The 18,789-nt window shown below is 62.6% G+C and carries 15 protein-coding genes and 1 tRNA gene; 9 read left to right on the top strand and 7 right to left on the bottom strand.

What is annotated here, in order from left to right; genetic code table 11:
* Window positions 1-57: 57 nt before the first annotated feature.
* The gene (locus FGE21_RS07285; RefSeq protein ID WP_139662638.1) at window positions 58-1,566 is read left to right on the top strand and encodes a YifB family Mg chelatase-like AAA ATPase; all 1,509 of its coding nucleotides are present in this window, start codon (window positions 58-60) and stop codon (window positions 1,564-1,566) included.
* A gap of 104 nt (window positions 1,567-1,670) precedes the next feature.
* On the opposite strand, the gene gshB is transcribed toward FGE21_RS07285, so the two are convergent.
* The 3 genes from gshB to rsmI form a co-directional block, all read right to left on the bottom strand.
* Entirely contained in the window at window positions 1,671-2,603 is a 933-nt protein-coding gene (gene gshB / locus FGE21_RS07290; RefSeq protein WP_139662639.1) for a glutathione synthase, read from the bottom strand.
* 61 nt (window positions 2,604-2,664) lie between these two features.
* Entirely contained in the window at window positions 2,665-3,039 is a 375-nt protein-coding gene (locus tag FGE21_RS07295) for a YraN family protein (protein ID WP_139662640.1), read from the bottom strand.
* 4 nt (window positions 3,040-3,043) lie between these two features.
* Window positions 3,044-3,901: a 16S rRNA (cytidine(1402)-2'-O)-methyltransferase gene (rsmI, locus tag FGE21_RS07300; protein ID WP_139662641.1), complete on the bottom strand. Its 858-nt coding sequence runs from the start codon at window positions 3,899-3,901 to the stop codon at window positions 3,044-3,046.
* A gap of 88 nt (window positions 3,902-3,989) precedes the next feature.
* Here rsmI and FGE21_RS07305 point away from each other — a divergent pair, with 88 nt between their 5' ends.
* The 3 genes from FGE21_RS07305 to murJ are packed head-to-tail and all read left to right on the top strand — an operon-like array spanning window position 3,990 to window position 9,506.
* Window positions 3,990-5,174, top strand: a complete 1,185-nt coding sequence (locus tag FGE21_RS07305; protein WP_139662642.1) for a penicillin-binding protein activator — start codon at window positions 3,990-3,992, stop codon at window positions 5,172-5,174.
* 25 nt (window positions 5,175-5,199) lie between these two features.
* Entirely contained in the window at window positions 5,200-7,962 is a 2,763-nt protein-coding gene (locus FGE21_RS07310; RefSeq protein WP_139662668.1) for a [protein-PII] uridylyltransferase, read from the top strand.
* Window positions 7,959-9,506 carry a murein biosynthesis integral membrane protein MurJ gene (gene murJ / locus FGE21_RS07315; protein WP_139662643.1) on the top strand — a complete coding sequence of 516 codons (1,548 nt, stop codon included), beginning with the start codon at window positions 7,959-7,961 and terminating at the stop codon, window positions 9,504-9,506. Before FGE21_RS07310 ends, murJ begins: the two co-directional genes overlap by 4 nt.
* Window positions 9,507-9,593: 87 nt before the next feature.
* On the opposite strand, the gene FGE21_RS07320 is transcribed toward murJ, so the two are convergent.
* Window positions 9,594-10,280 (bottom strand): rhomboid family intramembrane serine protease, encoded by a 687-nt coding sequence (locus FGE21_RS07320; protein WP_139662644.1) that lies wholly within the window; start codon window positions 10,278-10,280, stop codon window positions 9,594-9,596.
* A 160-nt stretch (window positions 10,281-10,440) separates the two neighbouring features.
* Between FGE21_RS07320 and trpS the strand changes: the two genes are divergently transcribed.
* Window positions 10,441-11,469 (top strand): tryptophan--tRNA ligase, encoded by a 1,029-nt coding sequence (gene trpS, locus FGE21_RS07325; protein ID WP_139662645.1) that lies wholly within the window; start codon window positions 10,441-10,443, stop codon window positions 11,467-11,469.
* Between the two features lie 118 nt (window positions 11,470-11,587).
* On the opposite strand, the gene FGE21_RS07330 is transcribed toward trpS, so the two are convergent.
* The 3 genes from FGE21_RS07330 to paaI are packed head-to-tail and all read right to left on the bottom strand — an operon-like array spanning window position 11,588 to window position 13,990.
* Entirely contained in the window at window positions 11,588-12,184 is a 597-nt protein-coding gene (locus FGE21_RS07330; protein ID WP_139662646.1) for a TetR/AcrR family transcriptional regulator, read from the bottom strand.
* A gap of 5 nt (window positions 12,185-12,189) precedes the next feature.
* Window positions 12,190-13,500 carry a phenylacetate--CoA ligase PaaK gene (paaK, locus tag FGE21_RS07335; protein WP_139662647.1) on the bottom strand — a complete coding sequence of 437 codons (1,311 nt, stop codon included), beginning with the start codon at window positions 13,498-13,500 and terminating at the stop codon, window positions 12,190-12,192.
* A gap of 34 nt (window positions 13,501-13,534) precedes the next feature.
* Window positions 13,535-13,990, bottom strand: a complete 456-nt coding sequence (gene paaI / locus FGE21_RS07340; RefSeq protein WP_176695380.1) for a hydroxyphenylacetyl-CoA thioesterase PaaI — start codon at window positions 13,988-13,990, stop codon at window positions 13,535-13,537.
* A gap of 217 nt (window positions 13,991-14,207) precedes the next feature.
* Here paaI and paaZ point away from each other — a divergent pair, with 217 nt between their 5' ends.
* The 4 genes from paaZ (at window position 14,208) to FGE21_RS07360 (ending at window position 18,755) form a co-directional block, all read left to right on the top strand.
* The gene (gene paaZ / locus FGE21_RS07345) at window positions 14,208-16,253 is read left to right on the top strand and encodes a phenylacetic acid degradation bifunctional protein PaaZ (RefSeq protein WP_139662648.1); all 2,046 of its coding nucleotides are present in this window, start codon (window positions 14,208-14,210) and stop codon (window positions 16,251-16,253) included.
* Entirely contained in the window at window positions 16,254-17,162 is a 909-nt protein-coding gene (locus tag FGE21_RS07350) for a PaaX family transcriptional regulator C-terminal domain-containing protein (RefSeq protein ID WP_370285530.1), read from the top strand.
* Between the two features lie 114 nt (window positions 17,163-17,276).
* Window positions 17,277-17,353: transfer RNA gene (locus tag FGE21_RS07355), tRNA-Met, on the top strand.
* A gap of 370 nt (window positions 17,354-17,723) precedes the next feature.
* Window positions 17,724-18,755 (top strand): LacI family DNA-binding transcriptional regulator, encoded by a 1,032-nt coding sequence (locus tag FGE21_RS07360; protein ID WP_139662649.1) that lies wholly within the window; start codon window positions 17,724-17,726, stop codon window positions 18,753-18,755.
* The last annotated feature ends 34 nt before the right edge of the window (window positions 18,756-18,789 follow it).

Below are 18,789 nucleotides of genomic sequence, written 5' to 3' on the forward strand. Positions count from 1 at the left end.
TTCCAATGCTGCTGTCCGGGAGTTCCCACGTGAACTCGGGGGGGGGGGAGAGCAGCATTGATTTCGCGGGCACATACAGTGGCATTTCAGGGCGTCGAAGCCTGCCCTGTCGAAGTACAATGCGCCATCTCACCCGGATTGCCGGCGTTTTCGATCGTCGGTCTGCCGGATAAAGCCGTCAGCGAGGCCCGCGACCGGGTGCGCTCTGCACTGGCGGTGATGTCGATCGCCCTGCCGTCGCGTCGGATCACCATCAATCTCTCTCCTGCTGACCTGCCGAAAGAAGGCAGCCATTTTGACCTTCCCATCGCCGTCGCCCTGCTGGTCGCGCTTGAAATTCTCCCGCCCGAGGCGGCCAGTGAAACACTGTCACTGGGGGAGTTGTCGCTCGACGGGACATTGGTCGCCATCAATGGCGCCCTGCCCGCAGCATTGGCAGCAGCCGAACAGGACCGGACGTTGCTTTGCCCCAAGGGGTCCGGGGCAGAGGCCGCCTGGGTCGCCGCTGCCACGGTCATCGGCGCCAAATCCCTGGCCGAGGTGATCCGTCATTTCACCGGACAGTCTGTCATTGCCGTCGCCCAACCCGGAGAGGTGGTCAGCGGCACCGACGACAGGGATCTGTCGGATATCAAAGGGCAGGACAGCGCCCGCCGCGCGCTGGAGATCGCTGCCGCAGGCCGTCACCACCTGTTGATGAGCGGTCCACCGGGCGCGGGCAAATCCATGCTGGCGGCGCGTTTGCCCTCCATTCTGCCCCCCCTGTCGCCGCAAGAGGCGCTGGAAACCTCGATGATTCACTCCATATGCGGCATGATCGAAGCAGGTGGCGTCAGCCGGGCCCGGCCCTATCGCGCGCCCCATCACACGGCCTCCATGGCGGCGATCGTCGGGGGCGGGCGGCGCGCGCATCCCGGTGAAATCAGCCTCGCGCACAATGGCGTTCTGTTTCTGGATGAGCTGCCCGAATTTGCCCGCGCGGTGCTGGAAACGCTGCGACAGCCGCTGGAAACCGGGGATGTGATGGTGGCGCGGGCCAACGCCCATGTGCGGTACCCCAGCCGCTTCATGCTGGTTGCGGCTGCCAATCCCTGCCGGTGTGGATATATGACCGATCCGGCGCGGGCCTGCGCGAAGGCGCCGCAATGCGGAGCCGACTATATGGGGCGGGTTTCCGGTCCGTTGATGGATCGGTTCGACCTGCGCATCGACGTGGAGCCCGTTGCATTTGCCGATCTGGAACGCAGCCGCAGCGGCGAAAGCTCTGCCACCGTTGCGGGTCGCGTTGCAGCCGCCCGCGCCATCCAGACCGAGCGCTACGCGGGCTGCGAGGGCGTCAGATCCAACGCGGATGCAGAGGGACGTGTGCTGGATGACGTGGCCCGGCTGGATAGTGAAAGCCGGGACCTGATGCGCGCCGCTGCGGAGCGGTTTGGCCTCAGCGCCCGGGGCTACCACCGTGTCCTGCGGGTCGCCCGCACGATTGCGGATCTTGACGGCGACCCGACCATCGCACGGGACCACGTGGCAGAGGCCCTCTCCTACCGGCTGTCCGGTTCCGGGTGACTTGTCCGGTTGACCAAGCTGGTTGCCCGGACTGGTCGGACTGGAGCGAACTGGACTGAGCCGGACAGAGCTGGACCGGGACGGAACCGGAGGGGACGTCGGGATCAGACCTTGGCTTCGATCGCCTGCCAGACCTTTTCGGCGATATTGACCCCGTCAAAGCGTTCCAGTTCCTGAATGCCGGTCGGGGAGGTGACGTTGATTTCCGTCAGATAGTCGCCGATCACATCGATACCGACAAAGACCTGACCGCGCTCCTTCAGAAGCGGGCCGATCGCGGCACAGATCTCCAGATCGCGGTCGGTCAGGCCGATCTTTTCCGGGCGCCCGCCCACATGCATGTTGGAGCGTGTCTCACCCGCTGCAGGCACCCGATTGATCGCACCCACCGGCTCTCCATCGACAAGAATCACGCGTTTGTCACCGTTGGACACATCGGGCAGGAATTTCTGCACGATCAGCGGCTCGCGGCTGAAGCCTGTGAACAGTTCATGCAACGAGGACAGGTTGCGATCATTGGCGTCCAGACGGAACACCCCGGCGCCGCCATTGCCATAGAGCGGTTTCAGGATCACATCGCCATGCTTTGCCTTGAAGGCCTTGATGGTCGCAAGGTCACGGGCAATCGTGGTGGGTGGCGTCAGGTGGGGGAAGTCGAGCACCAGCAGTTTTTCGGGAAAGTTCCTGACCCAGAACGGATCGTTCACCACAAGGGCCTGCCCCTTCAGGCGGTCCAGAAGATGGGTGGACGTGATATAGTGCATGTCAAACGGGGGGTCCTGCCGCAACCAGACGACATCGAATTCGGCCAGATCAACTTCGCGCAGCTCGCCCAGGACGGCGGGATCGCCTGCGATACGCTGAACCGTCATGTCATGTCCGCGCGCCGTCACCCGCCCTTCCTGATAGGCCAGTTGGTCGGGCGCATAATAGAACAATGTATGGCCGCGCTTTTGCGCCTCCTCGGCGAGACGGAAACTGCTGTCGGCATTGATGTCGACGCCCATGATCGGGTCCATCTGAAAGGCGATTTTCATGGCGGGTGTCCCTTTTGGTGTTTTTCAGTACATGGCCCAGCGGCTTGTGCGGTTCAATGGGTCAACCGTGGCCAAACGCATTTTCGAGGATCTCGACGTGGCCCGGCCCCCAGACCAGAACGACGTCGAGCCGGGTTTCGGTCAACTGGCCACGCGGCTCGGTATCGAGAAACACCGCCGCACTGGCCATCACCCGCTGCATCTGACGCGCCGAGATCCGGGCGGCTGCAGTATCGCGCGACACACTGGATTTGACCTCGGCAAAGATCACCTCAGTGCCCCGGCGCAGGATCAGATCAATCTCGCCATGAGGCCCGCGCCAGCGTTGCTCCGCCAGGGTATAGCCGCGATCCAGATAGCTCTGCAGGGCCAGCTCTTCCGCCGCCGCTCCGGACAGATGCGACACTTCTCCGCGGGTCTGGCGCGAACGGCTCATCGGCCTAGACCTCCCTCGCGATCTGCAGGGCCTGCTGGTATATCTTGCGCCGCGGGGCCCCATGCGCTTCGGCGACGATGGCGGCGGCATCCTTGACCGAATTGTCCCTGAGGGCCGCACGCAGATCCGCCTCAAGATCGACCTCACTGGTCGCGGCCTCCCGCTGCCGGTCGACCAAAACAACGATTTCGCCCTTCACGGAGGCTTCAGCCAGAGCCGCCGCAAGCTCCGACAGAGGTGCGCGGCGCACTTCTTCGAATTTCTTCGTCAATTCCCGACACAGCGCCGCCTGCCGGTCTCCCAGCACCGTCGCCATGTCCAGGAGCGAGGCCGCGATCCGTTTGGGCGATTCGTAGAACACCAGCGTGCCGGGGATATTCGCCAGTTCCTCAAGCCGCTTGCGCCGCGCGCCGGTCGCATTCGGCAGGAAGCCTGCAAAAAAGAACGCATCCGTGGGCAGACCCGCAAGCGTCAATGCGCAAAGCGCCGCCGACGCGCCCGGAGCCGCCGTAACCAGATGCCCCGCCGTGGCCGCCTCGCGGCTGAGATCATAGCCCGGATCGGCAATCATCGGCATCCCCGCCTCGGAGGCATAGGCCACTGATTTGCCTGCGGACAAGGCCTCCAACAGCTTCGCACGGGCGCCGGGGCCTGAATGGTCGTGATAGGCGATCACCTGCCTGTCACCGAGCGGAACCCCGTGGATTTCAAGGAGTCTGCGCATCGAGCGGGTGTCCTCGGCGGCGATCAGATCGGCCGAGGCCAATACATCGAGCGCCCGCAATGTGATGTCGCGGGCAGTCCCTATGGGGGTCGCCACAAAGTACAACCCCGGCGACAAACTGACGATCTTGTGATTCACGCTGGACCCGCTTTCTTCGTCGTCTATGATCGATCCGAACCAAAACGGGTCCGCGGAAATCGTGGCCGCTGCCCGGAACAGGGAGTTTATGCGCTTTATGTTTGCTGTTTTCAATCGGGCCCGCAAGATTGTCCTCACTGTGACTGCGGTCGCCGCCTCTGCCCTCGTGGCCGCATGTGACCCCGGAGCGATTGGCGGCGGAGGGCCGTCCATCAATACCTCCAAGCCAGTTCCCGTCGCACTGCTGGTGCCACGCGGCTCGGCTCAGCACGGCGATGACGTCCTGGCCCAGAGCCTAGAGAACGCGGCGCGGATGGCAATTGCCGACCTGAATGGCGTCCAGATCGATCTGCGGGTCTATGCCACGGCCGGCGATCCGCAAACGGCCGCCGCCGTCGCGACCCAAGCGGTTCAGGAAGGCGCCCGCATCCTGCTCGGACCCGTCTATGCAGAAGCGGCAAATGCGGCAGGAATTGCGGCCGCAAAGCGCGGCGTGAACGTTCTTGCGTTTTCAAACAACACCTCCATCGCGGGCGGAAACGTCTTTGTCATGGGCTCCACCTTCGAGACCACCGCAAGCCGGCTGACGCAATATGCCACGCGTCAGGGCAAACGGACCATGGTGGTGGTCTCGGGCAACAATGCCGCCGGTCAGGCCGGTCGCTCCGCGATCCAGCAGGCCGCCGTTCAATCGGGCATGACGCTGGCGGGCAACATCAGCTACGATCTGTCCCAGCAAGACGTCATCAACGCGGTTCCCACCATCACGAACACTGTTCGCCAGACGGATGCCGACGTGCTGTTCATGACAGCCACCACCGCCGGGGCGCTGCCGCTTCTGACCCAGCTCCTGCCTGAATCCGGTATCAAAACCAGCGATGTGCAATATGTCGGCCTGACCCGTTGGGATATCCCGGCACAGACGCTGGAACTGCCGGGCGTCCAGAATGGCTGGTTCGCGCTGCCGGACCCTGCGAAATCCGAAGCGTTCCGTGGCCGGTACCAGGCGACCTACGGGGCGGCTCCCCACCCGATCGGCGGTCTGGCCTATGACGGGATTGCCGCCATCGGTGCGCTCGTGCGCTCCGGCAACTCCGAGGCGCTGACCGGGGCAGCCTTGACCCAGCCTGCAGGTTTCCAGGGCACCGGGGGGATCTTCCGCCTGCGCCCCGATGGCACCAACGAACGCGGCCTCGCTGTCGCCACGATCCAAGACCAGAAAGTCGTCATCATTGACCCAGCCCCCAAAAGTTTCGCTGGCGCCGGTTCCTGAACCGTCCGAGGCACAGTCCAAATCCCTGCCAAAACCACTGGGGTCGCTGATCTGCGACCCCAATGCGATTTTTGACACCGAAGCGGTCCGGTTTCGGATCATTGAGCTCTCGCAGGATCTGCAGGGACCAGAGTTCCGGTCCGCAGTCGTCGCGCTCCTGCGCGACGCCAACACAGCCGGTCGCGCAGCGATCGCGGAGGCGTTCGAACTGCAGCCCTTTGCCGCCCGTGAACTGGCGCGATCCTATACGTTTCTGACCGACGGCCTTGTCACCACCGCGCTGATGGCCGCGTCTGAGATCCTGCATCCGAATGCCACCCCCACCACCAGCGAGCGGATCTCTGTGTTTGCAGTTGGCGGCTATGGCCGGGGCGAGATGGCGCCATTCTCCGACGTGGATCTCCTGTTCCTGACCCCCTACAAGATCACCGCCTGGGCGGAAAGCGTCATTGAATCGATGCTGTATATCCTGTGGGATCTCCGCCTGAAGGTGGGCCATTCCAGCCGCACGATCCGGGATTGCATTCGCCTCGGGGGGGAGGATTTCACCATCCGCACCGCGATGCTGGAAAACCGTTTCCTTGCAGGCCACGCCCCCCTTGCCGCCGAACTCGAGGCGCGACTGGCAAAGGATCTGTTTTCCAAGGAGGCCAAGGAATTCATCGACGCCAAACTGGCCGAACGGGATGCGCGCCACCTGAAGCAGGGTGAACGCTACATGGTCGAGCCAAACGTGAAGGAGGGCAAAGGCGGCCTGCGTGATCTGCAATCACTGTTCTGGATCGCAAAATACCTCTATCAGGTTCAGGACGTGGCGGAGCTGGTTCCGCTGGGCCTCTTTCGCCCGGAGGAATTCGACTTTTTCGCCAAGGCAGAGAACTTTCTCTGGGCGGTGAGGGCGCATCTGCATCTGACCGCCGGGCGCGCGACGGAGCATTTGACGTTTGACACGCAGGTCCAGGTGGCCGAGCGCATGGGCTATGTGGATACATCGGGCCGCCGCGCCGTCGAAGTCTTCATGCAGGACTACTTTCGCCATGCCACACAGGTTGGCGACGTCACCCGGATCCTGTTGTCGAAACTCGAAGACGGGCACCTGAAAAGCGAACCCCTGCTGGAGCGGATTTTCCGGCGCAAGCCACGGGTGAAATCCGGCTACAAGGTCACCCACAACAGGCTGGAAATCGCGGAGCCGGAAACCTACCTCCGCGACAAGCTGAACCTGTTGCGCCTGTTCGAAGAGGCGTTGAGAACGGGCATGTTGCTGCACCCCGACAGCATGCGCCTCGTGCGGGCGAACCTGGGTCTGATCGATGATGAGATGCGCAATGACCCGGTTGCACAAAAGATCTTTCTGGATCTGTTGCTGAAGCACGGAAACCCCGAGCGGGTCTTGCGGCGCATGAACGAACTGGGCGTGCTCTCCGCCTTTGTGCCGGAGTTCGAGCCGATCGTCGCCATGATGCAGTTCAACATGTATCACTCCTACACGGTGGACGAGCACACGATTCAGGTGATCTCCAATTTCTCGGCAATCGAGCGCGGCGAACTGGAAGAAGAGCTGCCGCTGTCCTCCGAGCGGATCAAGCAGGGGGTAAACCGCAAGGTTCTGATCATTGCGATGCTGCTGCATGACATCGGCAAGGGGCGGCCTCAGGATCACTCCATCCTTGGGGCGCAGATCGCCCGCAAGGTGGCGCCACGCCTGGGCCTGAACAAAGCCGAATCCGAAACAGTGGAGTGGCTGGTCCGCTACCACCTGCTGATGTCCGATACAGCGCAAAAACGCGATATCGCCGACCCCCGCACTATCCGCGATTTTGCCAAGGCGGTGCAGACCGTCAAACGTCTCGACCTGCTGCTGCTTCTGACCGTTTGTGACATTCGCGGGGTTGGGCCGGACACCTGGAACAACTGGAAGGCGGTGCTGTTGCGGGCGCTCTACAGTCAGACCCGCGAAGCCCTGGAAAACGGGCTAGAGGCGTTCAACCGCGAACACCGGGGGGCAGAAGCCAAGAAGCGGCTGCGCGCCGCCCTGCCCGACTGGGACAAGGCGGCCATCAAGCGCGAAACCTCACGCCATTACCCGCCCTATTGGCAGGGGCTGCATGTCACCGCTCACGTGGATTTTGCGCGCATGCTGCAGAAACTGGATGAGCTCGACGATCCCTCGGCGATGCTGGTGCAGTTGCATCCGGACGAAGACCGTGATGCCACCCGCGCCAGTTTCGTGATGCCCGACCATCCCGGGATCTTTGCCCGGATCGCCGGCGCGCTGGCACTGGTCGGGGCCAATGTCGTCGATGCCCGCAGCTACACGACCAAGGACGGCTTTGTCACCGATGCGTTCTGGATTCAGGATGCCGACGGCCATCCCTACGAGCTGTCGCGCCTGCCGCGATTGCGCAAAATGATCGAAAAGACCCTGAACGGCGAAGTGATCGCGCGGGACGCCCTGAAATCGCGGGACAAAATCAAAAAGCGCGAGCGCGCCTTTCAGGTCCCGACGCATATCCTGTTCGACAACGAAGGGTCGGACATCTACACGATCATCGAGGTCGACACCCGGGACCGCCCCGGCCTGCTCTATGATCTTGCCCGGGCGCTTGCGGCATCGAACGTCTATGTCGCCAATGCCGTCATCGCGACATTCGGCGAGCAGGTCGTCGACAGTTTCTATGTCAAAGACATGTTCGGGCTGAAATACCACTCTGTCGCCAAACAACAGGCGCTTGAGAAAAAGCTGCGCGAGGCCATTTCAGAAGGCGCAAAACGGGCGGATACATGAAACCGATCAAGCTGTTGTCCGGCTTCATGACAGTCGGCTTCTGGACATTGGCGAGCCGGGTGCTCGGATTTGTCCGGGAAATTCTCATTGCGGCCTACATCGGCCCCGGTCCGCTGCTGGATGCGTTTGTCGCCGCGTTCCGGCTTCCAAATCTGTTCCGCCGGTTCTTTGCCGAAGGGGCGTTCAATGCCGCCTTTGTGCCGATGTTTGCAAAACGTCTCGAAGCGGATGACGGCGCTCAGGCGTTTGCACAGGACGCCTTCAACCTGCTTGCCGTCGCCGTTCTCGGGCTGGTTGGGGTTGGTATGGTGTTCATGCCGGTTCTGGTCTGGGCGACGGCGGGCGGTTTTGTCGGGGACGCGCGGTTCGATCTTGCCGTCGGATTTGGCCGCATCGTCTTTCCCTACATCCTGTGTATGTCATTGGCCGCCCTGTTTTCCGGTGTCCTGAACGCGACCGGGCGCTTTGCTGCAGCGGCTGCGGCCCCCGTTCTGCTGAACATCTTCACCTGCTCGGCGATGATTGCAGGCGCTGTTTTGGGGCAGGAGGTGGTAACCTGGCTGGTCTGGACCATTCCTGTCGCAGGGATCGCGCAGCTGTTGCTGGTCTGGCATGCCGCAGCGCGCGCCGGGATCAGGCTGCGTCCGGGAAAGCCGCGCATGTCGCCGCAGATGCGCCAACTGGTCCGGATCGCCGTACCGGCGGCACTTGCCATGGGGGTGACGCAGGTGAACCTTGTGGTCGGACAGTTGGCGGCCTCGAATTTTGAGAACGCGGTCAGTTGGCTGTTCATTGCGGATCGCCTCTACCAGCTGCCACTGGGGGTGGTGGGCATCGCCGTCGGCATCGTGTTGCTGCCCGATCTGTCCCGGCGCCTGCGCGCGGGCGACGACCTTGGCGCGCGGGATGCGCTGTCGCGCGCGGGAGAGTTCTCGCTCTTGTTGACGGTGCCCTCGGCGGTGGCCTTCGTGGTCATTCCGCTGCCCCTCGTCTCGGTTCTCTACGAACGGGGCGCGACCGGGCCGCAGGATGTGGCCGCCATCGCACTGGCGGTTGCCATCTATGGCGTGGGCCTGCCGGCCTTCGTGCTGCAGAAGGTGCTGCAGCCCCTGTATTTCGCACGCGAGGATACCCGCAGCCCGTTTCGCTATGCGCTGGTGGCCATGGCCGTGAACGCGGCGCTGGCGCTTGGGTTGCAGCCGCTGTTGGGCTGGGTGTCACCTGCGGTGGCGGCAACGGTTGCGGGTTGGGCCATGGTCGTTCTGCTGTGGCGGGGCACCGGCCGGATGGGAGAGGCCGCAAGCATGGATGACCGCTTCCGCCGCCGCAGTCTTCGCATCGTGCTGGCCTCGGTCATCATGGGTGCGGCACTCTATTTCGGGGCCACCATGCTGGCGCCTGTTCTGTCCATGGACTACTGGCGATATGCGGCACTGCTCGGTCTGGTCGTCAGTGGCGGCGCGGTCTATTTCGCGGTCGGGCAGATGGTCGGTGCGCTTCGGCTGTCGGAATTCAGATCCACCCTGCGGCGCCGCCAGACCTGAACTGCCAGTCCTGAACTGGCAGCCCAGCGCCGATCAGGCCCGGGCTGCTGGTCAATAGTGAGAAGGACCAGACGCGAAGGCGCCGCCTCAGCGTTCCTGCCGGAGCTTGCCCAGAATCCGGCGCCATCCCCCCGGCACCAGAAAGAAGGACATGCAAAACCCGGTTGCAAAGCCTGCAAGATCCGCCACCCAATCCGGGCTTCCGCCAAAGATCAGACCGAAGACCAACTGTATGCCCATCAGAAATGCAATCAGGGAAAAGGCCCGGAATTGCTGGGCGCCGACCTTTGCGAGGGACAGCCAGAGCAGATGGGTAAAGCCCCCGATCAGCCCATAGACCGCCGGAAAGCCACCGATGAGCGCCGCCTGCCCGCCCACCAACAGCGCATAGGCCAGCGCGCCCCCGATCGCCGAGCCCAGGAAGATGAGCACCACTGCAACCTCGCCCATCGTCTCGCCGACCATCTTGCCCATCGCCAGCAGAAACACACAGACAAACAGGGTTTGGGTGAAGGCCCCATGCACGAAGGCATAGGTGACAAACCGCTTCAGCACGTCAAAGGGCCAGTTTCCGGTTTCCCACATCCACCAGAAATACTGCGAGCCAAACCCGTATTCCTGCAGCGCCGCCAATCGCCAGCCAACGGCCTGCGGCCCGCCGACCAACCCGCGCGCTCCAAGCGAAAAAACAACCTCGATCCCGAGAATAACGATCACCAGCGCCACCACGGCCGGTGGCAACGCGTTGAAGGGGGATTGGTTTGGGTCCTGCATAGTGTTCCTGCTCTTTGGTGCTCTGCCCGTGTGACTGTGGGCATCTGTGGGCGTCTGTGGACGACGGAGGGCGAGTGGGGGGGTGACGGCGCCTGTTGACGATACTGCACGCCATGGGTAAGCGACGATGGTGCATAATTCCAGACGGGAGTTTTCGACAATGAGCGAAACCAGCTTCACCCCGCGAGTCTTTTCCGGGATCCAGCCTTCGGGCAACCTGCACCTGGGCAATTACCTCGGTGCCCTGAAGCGGTTCGTCGACTGGCAGGCGCGCGATGTCGAGACCGTGTACTGCATGGTCGACCTGCATGCGATCACCGTCTGGCAGGATCCCAAGGATCTGGTGAAATCGACCCGCGAACTCTGTGCCGGGTTCATTGCCGCAGGGCTCGATCCCGAACAGTCCATTCTGATCAACCAGAGCCAGGTCCCCGAGCATGCGCAGCTTGCATGGATCTTCAACTGTGTCGCCCGCATGGGCTGGATGCAGCGGATGACCCAATTCAAGGACAAGGCGGGCAAGAACGCCCAGAATGCCTCGCTTGGGCTTTTTGCCTATCCGGCTCTGATGGCGGCGGATATTCTGGTCTACCACGCCACCCATGTCCCCGTGGGCGAGGACCAGAAGCAGCATCTGGAACTGACCCGCGACATTGCGGCCAAATTCAACCACGACTACGGGGTTGATTTCTTTCCGCTGACCGAGCCGGTGATCGAAGGCGCCGCAACGCGGGTGATGTCGCTGCGGGACGGCTCCAAGAAGATGTCAAAATCCGATGTCTCGGATGCCAGCCGCATCAATATGACCGATGATGCAGAGGCGATTGCCAAAAAGATCCGCAAGGCCAAGACCGACCCTGATGCCCTGCCCTCCGAGGCCAAGGGTCTGGAAGAGCGCCCCGAGGCGCGCAATCTGGTCAATATCTTCGCCGCCCTGAACGAACAGTCGGTGGATCAGGTTCTGGCAGATGTCGGCGGCAAACAGTTCTCCGAGTTCAAACCGATGCTGGTGGATCTGGCGGTGGCAAAACTGGCGCCGATCTCGACCGAGATGGCCCGCCTGATGCAGCATCCCGATGAGATCGACAAGATCCTTTCCCGCGGGTCACAGCGCGCGCGTGAAATCACGGCTCCGATCCTGCGCCAGACATACGACATTGTCGGCATGGTCGCGCCGGTCGAGATCTGACGGCTTTCTGCGCCCCTCGCGCCGCCCTGTCTGAAACTGCCGCCCCTCACCGGGCGGCGTTTTTGTTTGTCGCACCCCCTCGCATCTGGTCAGACCCATTGAGGCGACCTGCCGGCCGTCACAGCCCCGCCACCCCGTCCAGCGTCAGCGCCGTGACGATGCGCGCATAGTCCTTGCGCGCCGGGATATCCGCCCCCGGGTTCCACATATAGTGCCAGTTCAGCATCCCGAACACGGACATGGTCACGGAGCGCAGCGTCTGACGATCCTTTTGCATCCGCTCTGGCGCGGCGTCGCGGATCACCCCCATGAGGCAATGCACCATATCCCGCTGATAGGCGCGCAACTGCTCCTGCTGGCCATCGGGGAGCGCGGACATGGCATTGAGCTGGACCTTGTGTTCGTGATCGGCGCCCTCATAGGCGAGAAGCACCTCCGTCAGGATCTGCTGCAGCCGTTCGCGCGGGGCCAGCGCCCGCAGGTCCATTCCACAGATCCGGGCACTGAGCCGACTGAGGTAGCTGTCGAGCACATCAAACAGCAACGCCTCCTTGCCGTCGTAGTAGTGATAGATATTCGCTTTCGAGATCCCACAGGCCTGCGCGATGCGGGTCATGGAGGCGCGATCGTACCCTTCTTCGGCAAACAGGCGCGCCGCCGCACCGAGGATCTGGGCGCGCTTGTGGTCGTGGTCTTTGGCAATTGTCCGAACCAAACTCTCTACCTTTTTTCTCGATTGTCGACGACGCGGCGCGCCTTTCCCTGCGATCGCTCCACACTGCCGGGGTCGCCGACCGCCACCTCGGCCGAAATCCCGACGATCTCCTTGACGCGTGTGACCAGAATGTCCGTACAGGCCCGCCGGTGCTCCGCGCCGCTATGTGTCGGCAGGAGTTCCACATGGATGCGCATCGCGTCCATCTGCCCCTCGCGAAAGAGCTCGATCTGGTAGTAGGGCGCAAGCGCCTCCACCGTCAGCATCTGTTCCTCGATCTGACTGGGAAACACATTGACCCCCCGCAGAATGATCATGTCATCAGAGCGACCGGTGATCTTGGCCATACGCCGCATCGACCGGGCCGTGCCGGGCAGCAACCGTGTCAGATCGCGGGTCCGGTAGCGGACCATCGGCAACCCTTCCTTGGTCAGCGTCGTGAGGACCAGCTCTCCCAACGCGCCGTCGGGCAGCACATCGCCAGTGTCAGGATCGATGATCTCGGGCAGGAAATGGTCTTCCCAGACCACCGGGCCATCCTTGGTTTCGACGCATTCGCTGGCCACCCCGGGGCCCATGATTTCGGACAACCCGTAGATATCCACCGCATGCATGTCAAAAGCCGCCTCGACTTCGCGGCGCATGGCGTCAGTCCAGGGCTCCGCGCCAAACACGCCGACCTGCAAGGACGACGCCCGCGGGTCCAGCCCCATGCGCACATATTGCTCGAGGATGTTCAATATATAGGACGGAGTCACCATGATCCCGTGGGGGCGAAAATCCTCGATCAGGCTGACCTGCCGTTCTGTCTGGCCGCCGGACATCGGCACCACCGTGGCCCCGAGGCGCTCAATGCCGTAATGCGCCCCCAGCCCGCCGGTAAACAGCCCATAGCCATAGGCATTATGCACCATATCCCCCCGCCGCAGCCCCGAGGCCCGCAGCGAGCGGGCGACGAGATCCGCCCAGTTGTCTATATCCGTCTGCGTATAGCCCACAACGGTCGGCTTGCCGGTGGTCCCCGAGGAGGCATGAAGGCGTATGATCCGCTCACGCGGCACCGCGAACAGGCCAAACGGATAGGCATCGCGCAGGTCCGCCTTGGTGGTGAAGGGGAGTTTTGCCAGATCCGCGAGATCCTGCACATCGTCGGGGTGGACCCCGGCCGCGTCAAACCGCGCCTTGTACAGGGGCACATTCTCATAGGCGTGGCGCAGCGACCACTTCAATCGCTGCAACTGCAGGCCTCGGATCTCGTCGACAGACGCGATCTCGATCGGGTCCAAATCCCCCCGGTCCGGTGTCAAATCAAGCATTGGCGTCCTCCATCGCCTGTGTGGATCGGGCCGGTCACACATCGACCCCTTCGGCATCCGTCTCCTCAAACAGATGCCCTTTGACCGTGCGGGAGCAGCCGCGCATCTCCGCAATCCTCCGCCCCGCCGCGGTCCTGACCGTGACGTCGTAGATCCCGCTGCGCCCTGTCAGAGAGACCTCGCGCGCCTCGGCGATCAGGTGGTCGCCCAACTGGCCAGGCGCGACAAAGCTGATGGTATTGTGCTGGGCCACCGTCGCCTGATTGCGGCTGTTGCAGGCAAAGGCAAAGGCGCTGTCGGCCAGCATGAAGATCACGCCACCATGGCAAATCCCATGTCCATTGCAGTGATGGGGCGCAACGGTCAGGGTCAGACGGGCCTGGCCTTCCTCGACATTGTCGATCTCCATGCCTGCCCATTTGGAGGCTGCATCGCCGTCCCACATCGCCGCTGCGGCTCGGTGGGCCCGCTCGGTTGCATTCAATGACATTACTGTCCCCTCCCCCTTTGGCCGCGTCGGATTTCGACCTGTGGCTCCCGGTGAAGGCCGCGCCGGCAACGGCTCCCGACCCGAGCTGCCTCCGCCCTCGCCTTTGCAAAAATTCTTGCATAAACCGACCGGACGGTCAATGCTGTGAGAGAGGCGCATGGCCATCCGCTCGGGCGATCGCCGCCAAGGTGGGCTGACTTCAAAGGGGGACGCAGGCATGGGCGTGAGAGATGTGGCAAGCTATGTCGCCGGACAGTGGATCGGCCCCGATGACGGCGCCCGCGAGATTGCCTCTGCCCTCAACGGTCAGGTGATTGCGCGGGCGGGACACAGCCGGCTGGACACGCAGGCGATGCTGGATCATGCGCGCACGGTCGGCGGGCCTGCGCTGCGGGCCATGACGTTCCACGACCGCGCCCGGATGCTGAAGGCACTGGCGCTCCATCTCGACGCCCACAAACAGCCACTCTACGATCTGAGCTTTGAGACCGGCGCCACGCAAACAGACCACCTGATCGACGTGGACGGGGGCATTGGAACCGCGCTTGTCTTTGCCTCCAAGGGGCGCCGGGAACTGCCCGACGGGCATGTATATGTCGACGGCGAGGTCGAGCAGCTTTCGCGCAAGGGGACATTTGTCGGCCAGCATATCTGCACTCCCAGGCCGGGTGTCGCCGTTCATATCAATGCGTTCAACTTCCCGGTCTGGGGCATGCTGGAAAAGCTGGCCCCGACCTTGCTGGCAGGGGTGCCGGCCATCATCAAGCCGGCAACCGCGACCTGCTATGTGAGTGAGGCCGCCGTTCGGATCTTGTTGGACAGCGAATTGCTGCCAGAGGGCGCACTGCAGCTGGTCAGCGGTGGCTTGGGTGACATGCTCGACCGGCTAACCTGTCAGGACATGGTGAGCTTTACCGGCTCCGCAACCACCGCGCTGAAACTGCGGCAAACGCCTGCCCTATTGGAAAACGCCGTCCGCTTCGTCGCCGAACAAGACAGCCTGAACGCCTCCATCCTCGGCCCGGACGTGGCGCCGGGAACCGAGGAATTCGATCTGTTCCTCCGGGAGGTGCAGCGTGAAATGACGGTGAAAGCGGGCCAGAAATGCACCGCGATACGTCGCATATTGGTCCCCTGCGCTCAGGTGGAGGCGGTGATCGCGGGCCTGCGCGCGGCCCTTGGGCAGATCACCATAGGCGACCCGCGCTTGGAGCCCCCCCACACAGGCGCCCTCCATATGGGGGCGCTGGTCTCTGCCGCGCAAAGGCGCGACGTGCTGGAGAAGGCGGCGCTGATCGGTCAGGAAGCCACGCGGGTCTTCGGCGACCCGGACACTTTCCCAACCCTCGGCGCCGACAAGGATACAGGCGCCTTTGTGCCGCCGATGCTGTATCATTGCACCGACCCTGACGGTGCCCAACACGTTCACCACACCGAGGTCTTTGGCCCGGTCTCCACCGTGATGGGATACCGGGACCTCCGCCATGCGGCAGACCTGGCCAATCGGGGTCAGGGCTCGCTCGTTGCATCCGTCATCACTGCGGATCTATCCGTCGCCCGCGACCTGGCCCTCAATATCGCGGCGTTTCATGGCCGGATCTATATCAACAACGCGACATCAATGGCAGAAGCCACCGGCCATGGCTCGCCCCTGCCCCATCTGGTTCACGGTGGCCCCGGACGGGCCGGCGGAGGCGAGGAGCTGGGCGGCATCCGGGCGGTAAAACACTACATGCAACGCACCGCCGTGCAGGGAAGCCCCGAGATCCTGAGCGCCATCACCGGCACCTGGGTTCCCGGCAGCACCGAAGAAACCGGCCCCGACCACCCCTTCACCCGCCGCTTCGAAGAGCTCTCAATCGGAGAGACCCTGCACTGTCCGGCCCGATTGATATCAAGCGACGACATCGACCAGTTCGCCACCTTCACGGGGGATACGTTCTACGCCCATATGGACGATGCGGCGGCGGCGCGAAATCCATTCTTTCCGGGCCGTGTTGCCCATGGATATCTTCTTCTGTCCTTCGCGGCCGGGATGTTCGTTCAGCCCGACGAAGGACACGTGCTGGCCAACACCGGCCTCGATTCCCTGCGGTTCATGAAGCCCGTCACCCCCGGCGACAGCATCAAAGTCCGCCTGACCGTCAAGGCAAAGACCCGACGCACCGACGCCTACGGGGAAGTCCGCTGGCATGTGACGCTGACCAATCAGACCGACGAACCAGTGGCGGAATATGACCTTCTGACAATGGTCGCGACCTGAGTGCCAACTCGCGTCGGATCGGGGCTGGCGCGTGACTGGCTGGCTGCCTATTCTGGCGCAATGGAAACAGAGGCACATGAGTGGTTTTCCGCCGCGATCGGGGCACTTGCGGATCAGCAAGGCCAACGGGTCTGGTCTGTCATCATCTCGTTTCTGGGCGATATGGCGCAGGGCGAAGGCGCCGGAATCAGCAGCGCAGCCCTGACCCGGGTGATCACGCCGCTCGGCATCAAACCAGAGGCCATCCGCGTCGCCCTCCACCGTCTGCGCAAGGACGGCTGGACAGAAAGCGAACGCCGCGGCCGCGGCTCGGTGCATTTCCTCACCCCCCATGGACGCGCTCAATCGGCCTTGGTCACACCGCGCATCTATTGCCGCACGGCCTGCACCACACTGGACTGGCACGTTCTGATCGCAGGCACCCCGTCCGGCCTCGAGCTACTGGACGCGCTGGCAGATCAGTCACAGGACAGCCTGATCCGCGTCAACCGCCAAACCGGGCTGGCCCCGGGGCCGGCTCCGGACAGCATGGCCGATATGCTGGTGCTGGATGCCCGCGTTACCGAAGTGCCGGACTGGCTTCGCGACCTTCTCTATCCGCGGGCGCTGCATCATGGCTGTGCCGCACTGGATGCCGCGTTGCAGCCACTTGCCCCCCCGCCCCCATTGGATCCGCTGCGGCGCGCCTGTCTCAGGACGCTGATCGTGCATCGCTGGCGGCGCATCGTCCTGCGTCACCCGCGCCTGCCGGAACGCTTTCATCCTGCGGACTGGACCGGAGAATCCTGCCGGCAAAAGGTCTTTGCACTTCTGGATGCTCTACCGCAGCCCAGCCTGACCGAACTTGAACACGCAGAGGCCTTGCCGGTGATGGATTTCACGACAGACAAGACAGTGACAACCTCCTGAGAAGGATCAATAAAATCGATCTGGCAGAAAAAACATCCCGAAATCGGCGCCTTGCGTCGATTTCACCCTTGACCCTTTGGACGCCATTCCGTACATCGCCTCCACACAGCGAGCGGCGGAGTAGCTCAGTTGGTTAGAGCAGCGGAATCATAATCCGCGTGTCGGGGGTTCAAGTCCCTCCTCCGCTACCACCCTTCCCAAACCATGCCAGATAGACATAGCGAAACCAGCACCCTGCCGGGTAATTGGGCTGAGCAGGTTTGATGCCGTTGGCGCACCGAGATGCCCAAAGAGATGCACACAGCTCGACGGCAGCGTCATACCCGTTTCGCTTGCCCTACCGCATTCTCCCTTCGACATATTTTACGGCCCGAAGCTTTACGGCCCGAGGCTGACGATGGCCGGCGAACATGGCGCAGCTTGCACTCTGCGCCATAAAAAGAGATCACCTTGCAACCGGTGACGAACAAAAATTTGCGCACGTAAACCTTTCAGGCCAAAGTATGCATGAAAAACCGTCAATCACTGGATGAGAACGGCAGGGATGAGAGAAGGATCGCCATGCAAAACTCCAAGATCCGCAATATGGAGGAACTCGCCAGCGTCAGCGGCATTTCCCGTCCGACCCTGTCGAAATATTTCAACGACCCAGACAGCGTCAGGGCGTCGACGCGGAAAAAGATCGAAGCCGCACTGGAGACCTACGACTACCGGCCCAACATCTATGCGATGAACCAAAACCGGCGCCTGACCAAGAATATTGGCATCGTGGTCCCCTATCTAGCGGATCCGTTTTTTGCCGAAATCGCAAGGGTGATCGAGGATCTCGTGATCGAAGGTGGCTTTCGTCCGATCTTGCTGAGCTCGCATGGCAACTCGGAGCAGGAGATCGAAAACCTCGACTCCCTGCAGTCGATCCGCCCGGCCGGAGTGCTTATGGCCCCGCTGGGCCGCAACTCGGATATTGCCGCCGCCGAACGGTTCTGCGCCGAAGTCCCGACCGTGCTCTTTGACAATTCGATCGGCGATCTTGGCGAGGCCTTCTTTGGCTTGGACAACCTGCAAAGCATTGGTACCATAGTAAAATATCTCTGCAATACCGGAGAGGCTCCGGTGTTTTTTGAGATGCGGACCCCAACAAACCCAAACGCCTACAAACGCCGCAATGCCTATATTGAGACGATGGAAAAACTTGGCCTCACACCGCAGCTTATTCAGGTGGATGGCGATACATGGGAGTTTGAAAAAATCGGATACGAAGGCGGTCTGGACGCAATTCGGACCCGTCAGCTGAACACAAATACCGTCCTGTGCTCGAATGACCGGCTGGCGATCGGCTTTCTGGCTGCGGCCTATGAATGCGGCCTTCGCGTCGGGCGCGGTCCCAGCTATGCGCTCCGGGTTGCGGGCCACGATGACCACCCCTATGCGCGCTTCACCTGTCCGCCTCTGACCACCGTGGCACAGGACTATGCCGCCATCGCGACCAAAAGCGTGGAGGCGATTCTGTCGCTCATCGAATCAGGCGAGCGCGCAAAATCCCGGGTGACAACGCTGTTTTCCGGCAAGCTGATCGAGCGGGTCTCCGCCTAAGGCCTTGAGAATTCGGGCACAGCGCCAAAATTTT

The organism is Phaeobacter sp. B1627 (assembly GCF_006265095.1).
In the GTDB taxonomy this organism is placed as follows: domain Bacteria; phylum Pseudomonadota; class Alphaproteobacteria; order Rhodobacterales; family Rhodobacteraceae; genus Epibacterium.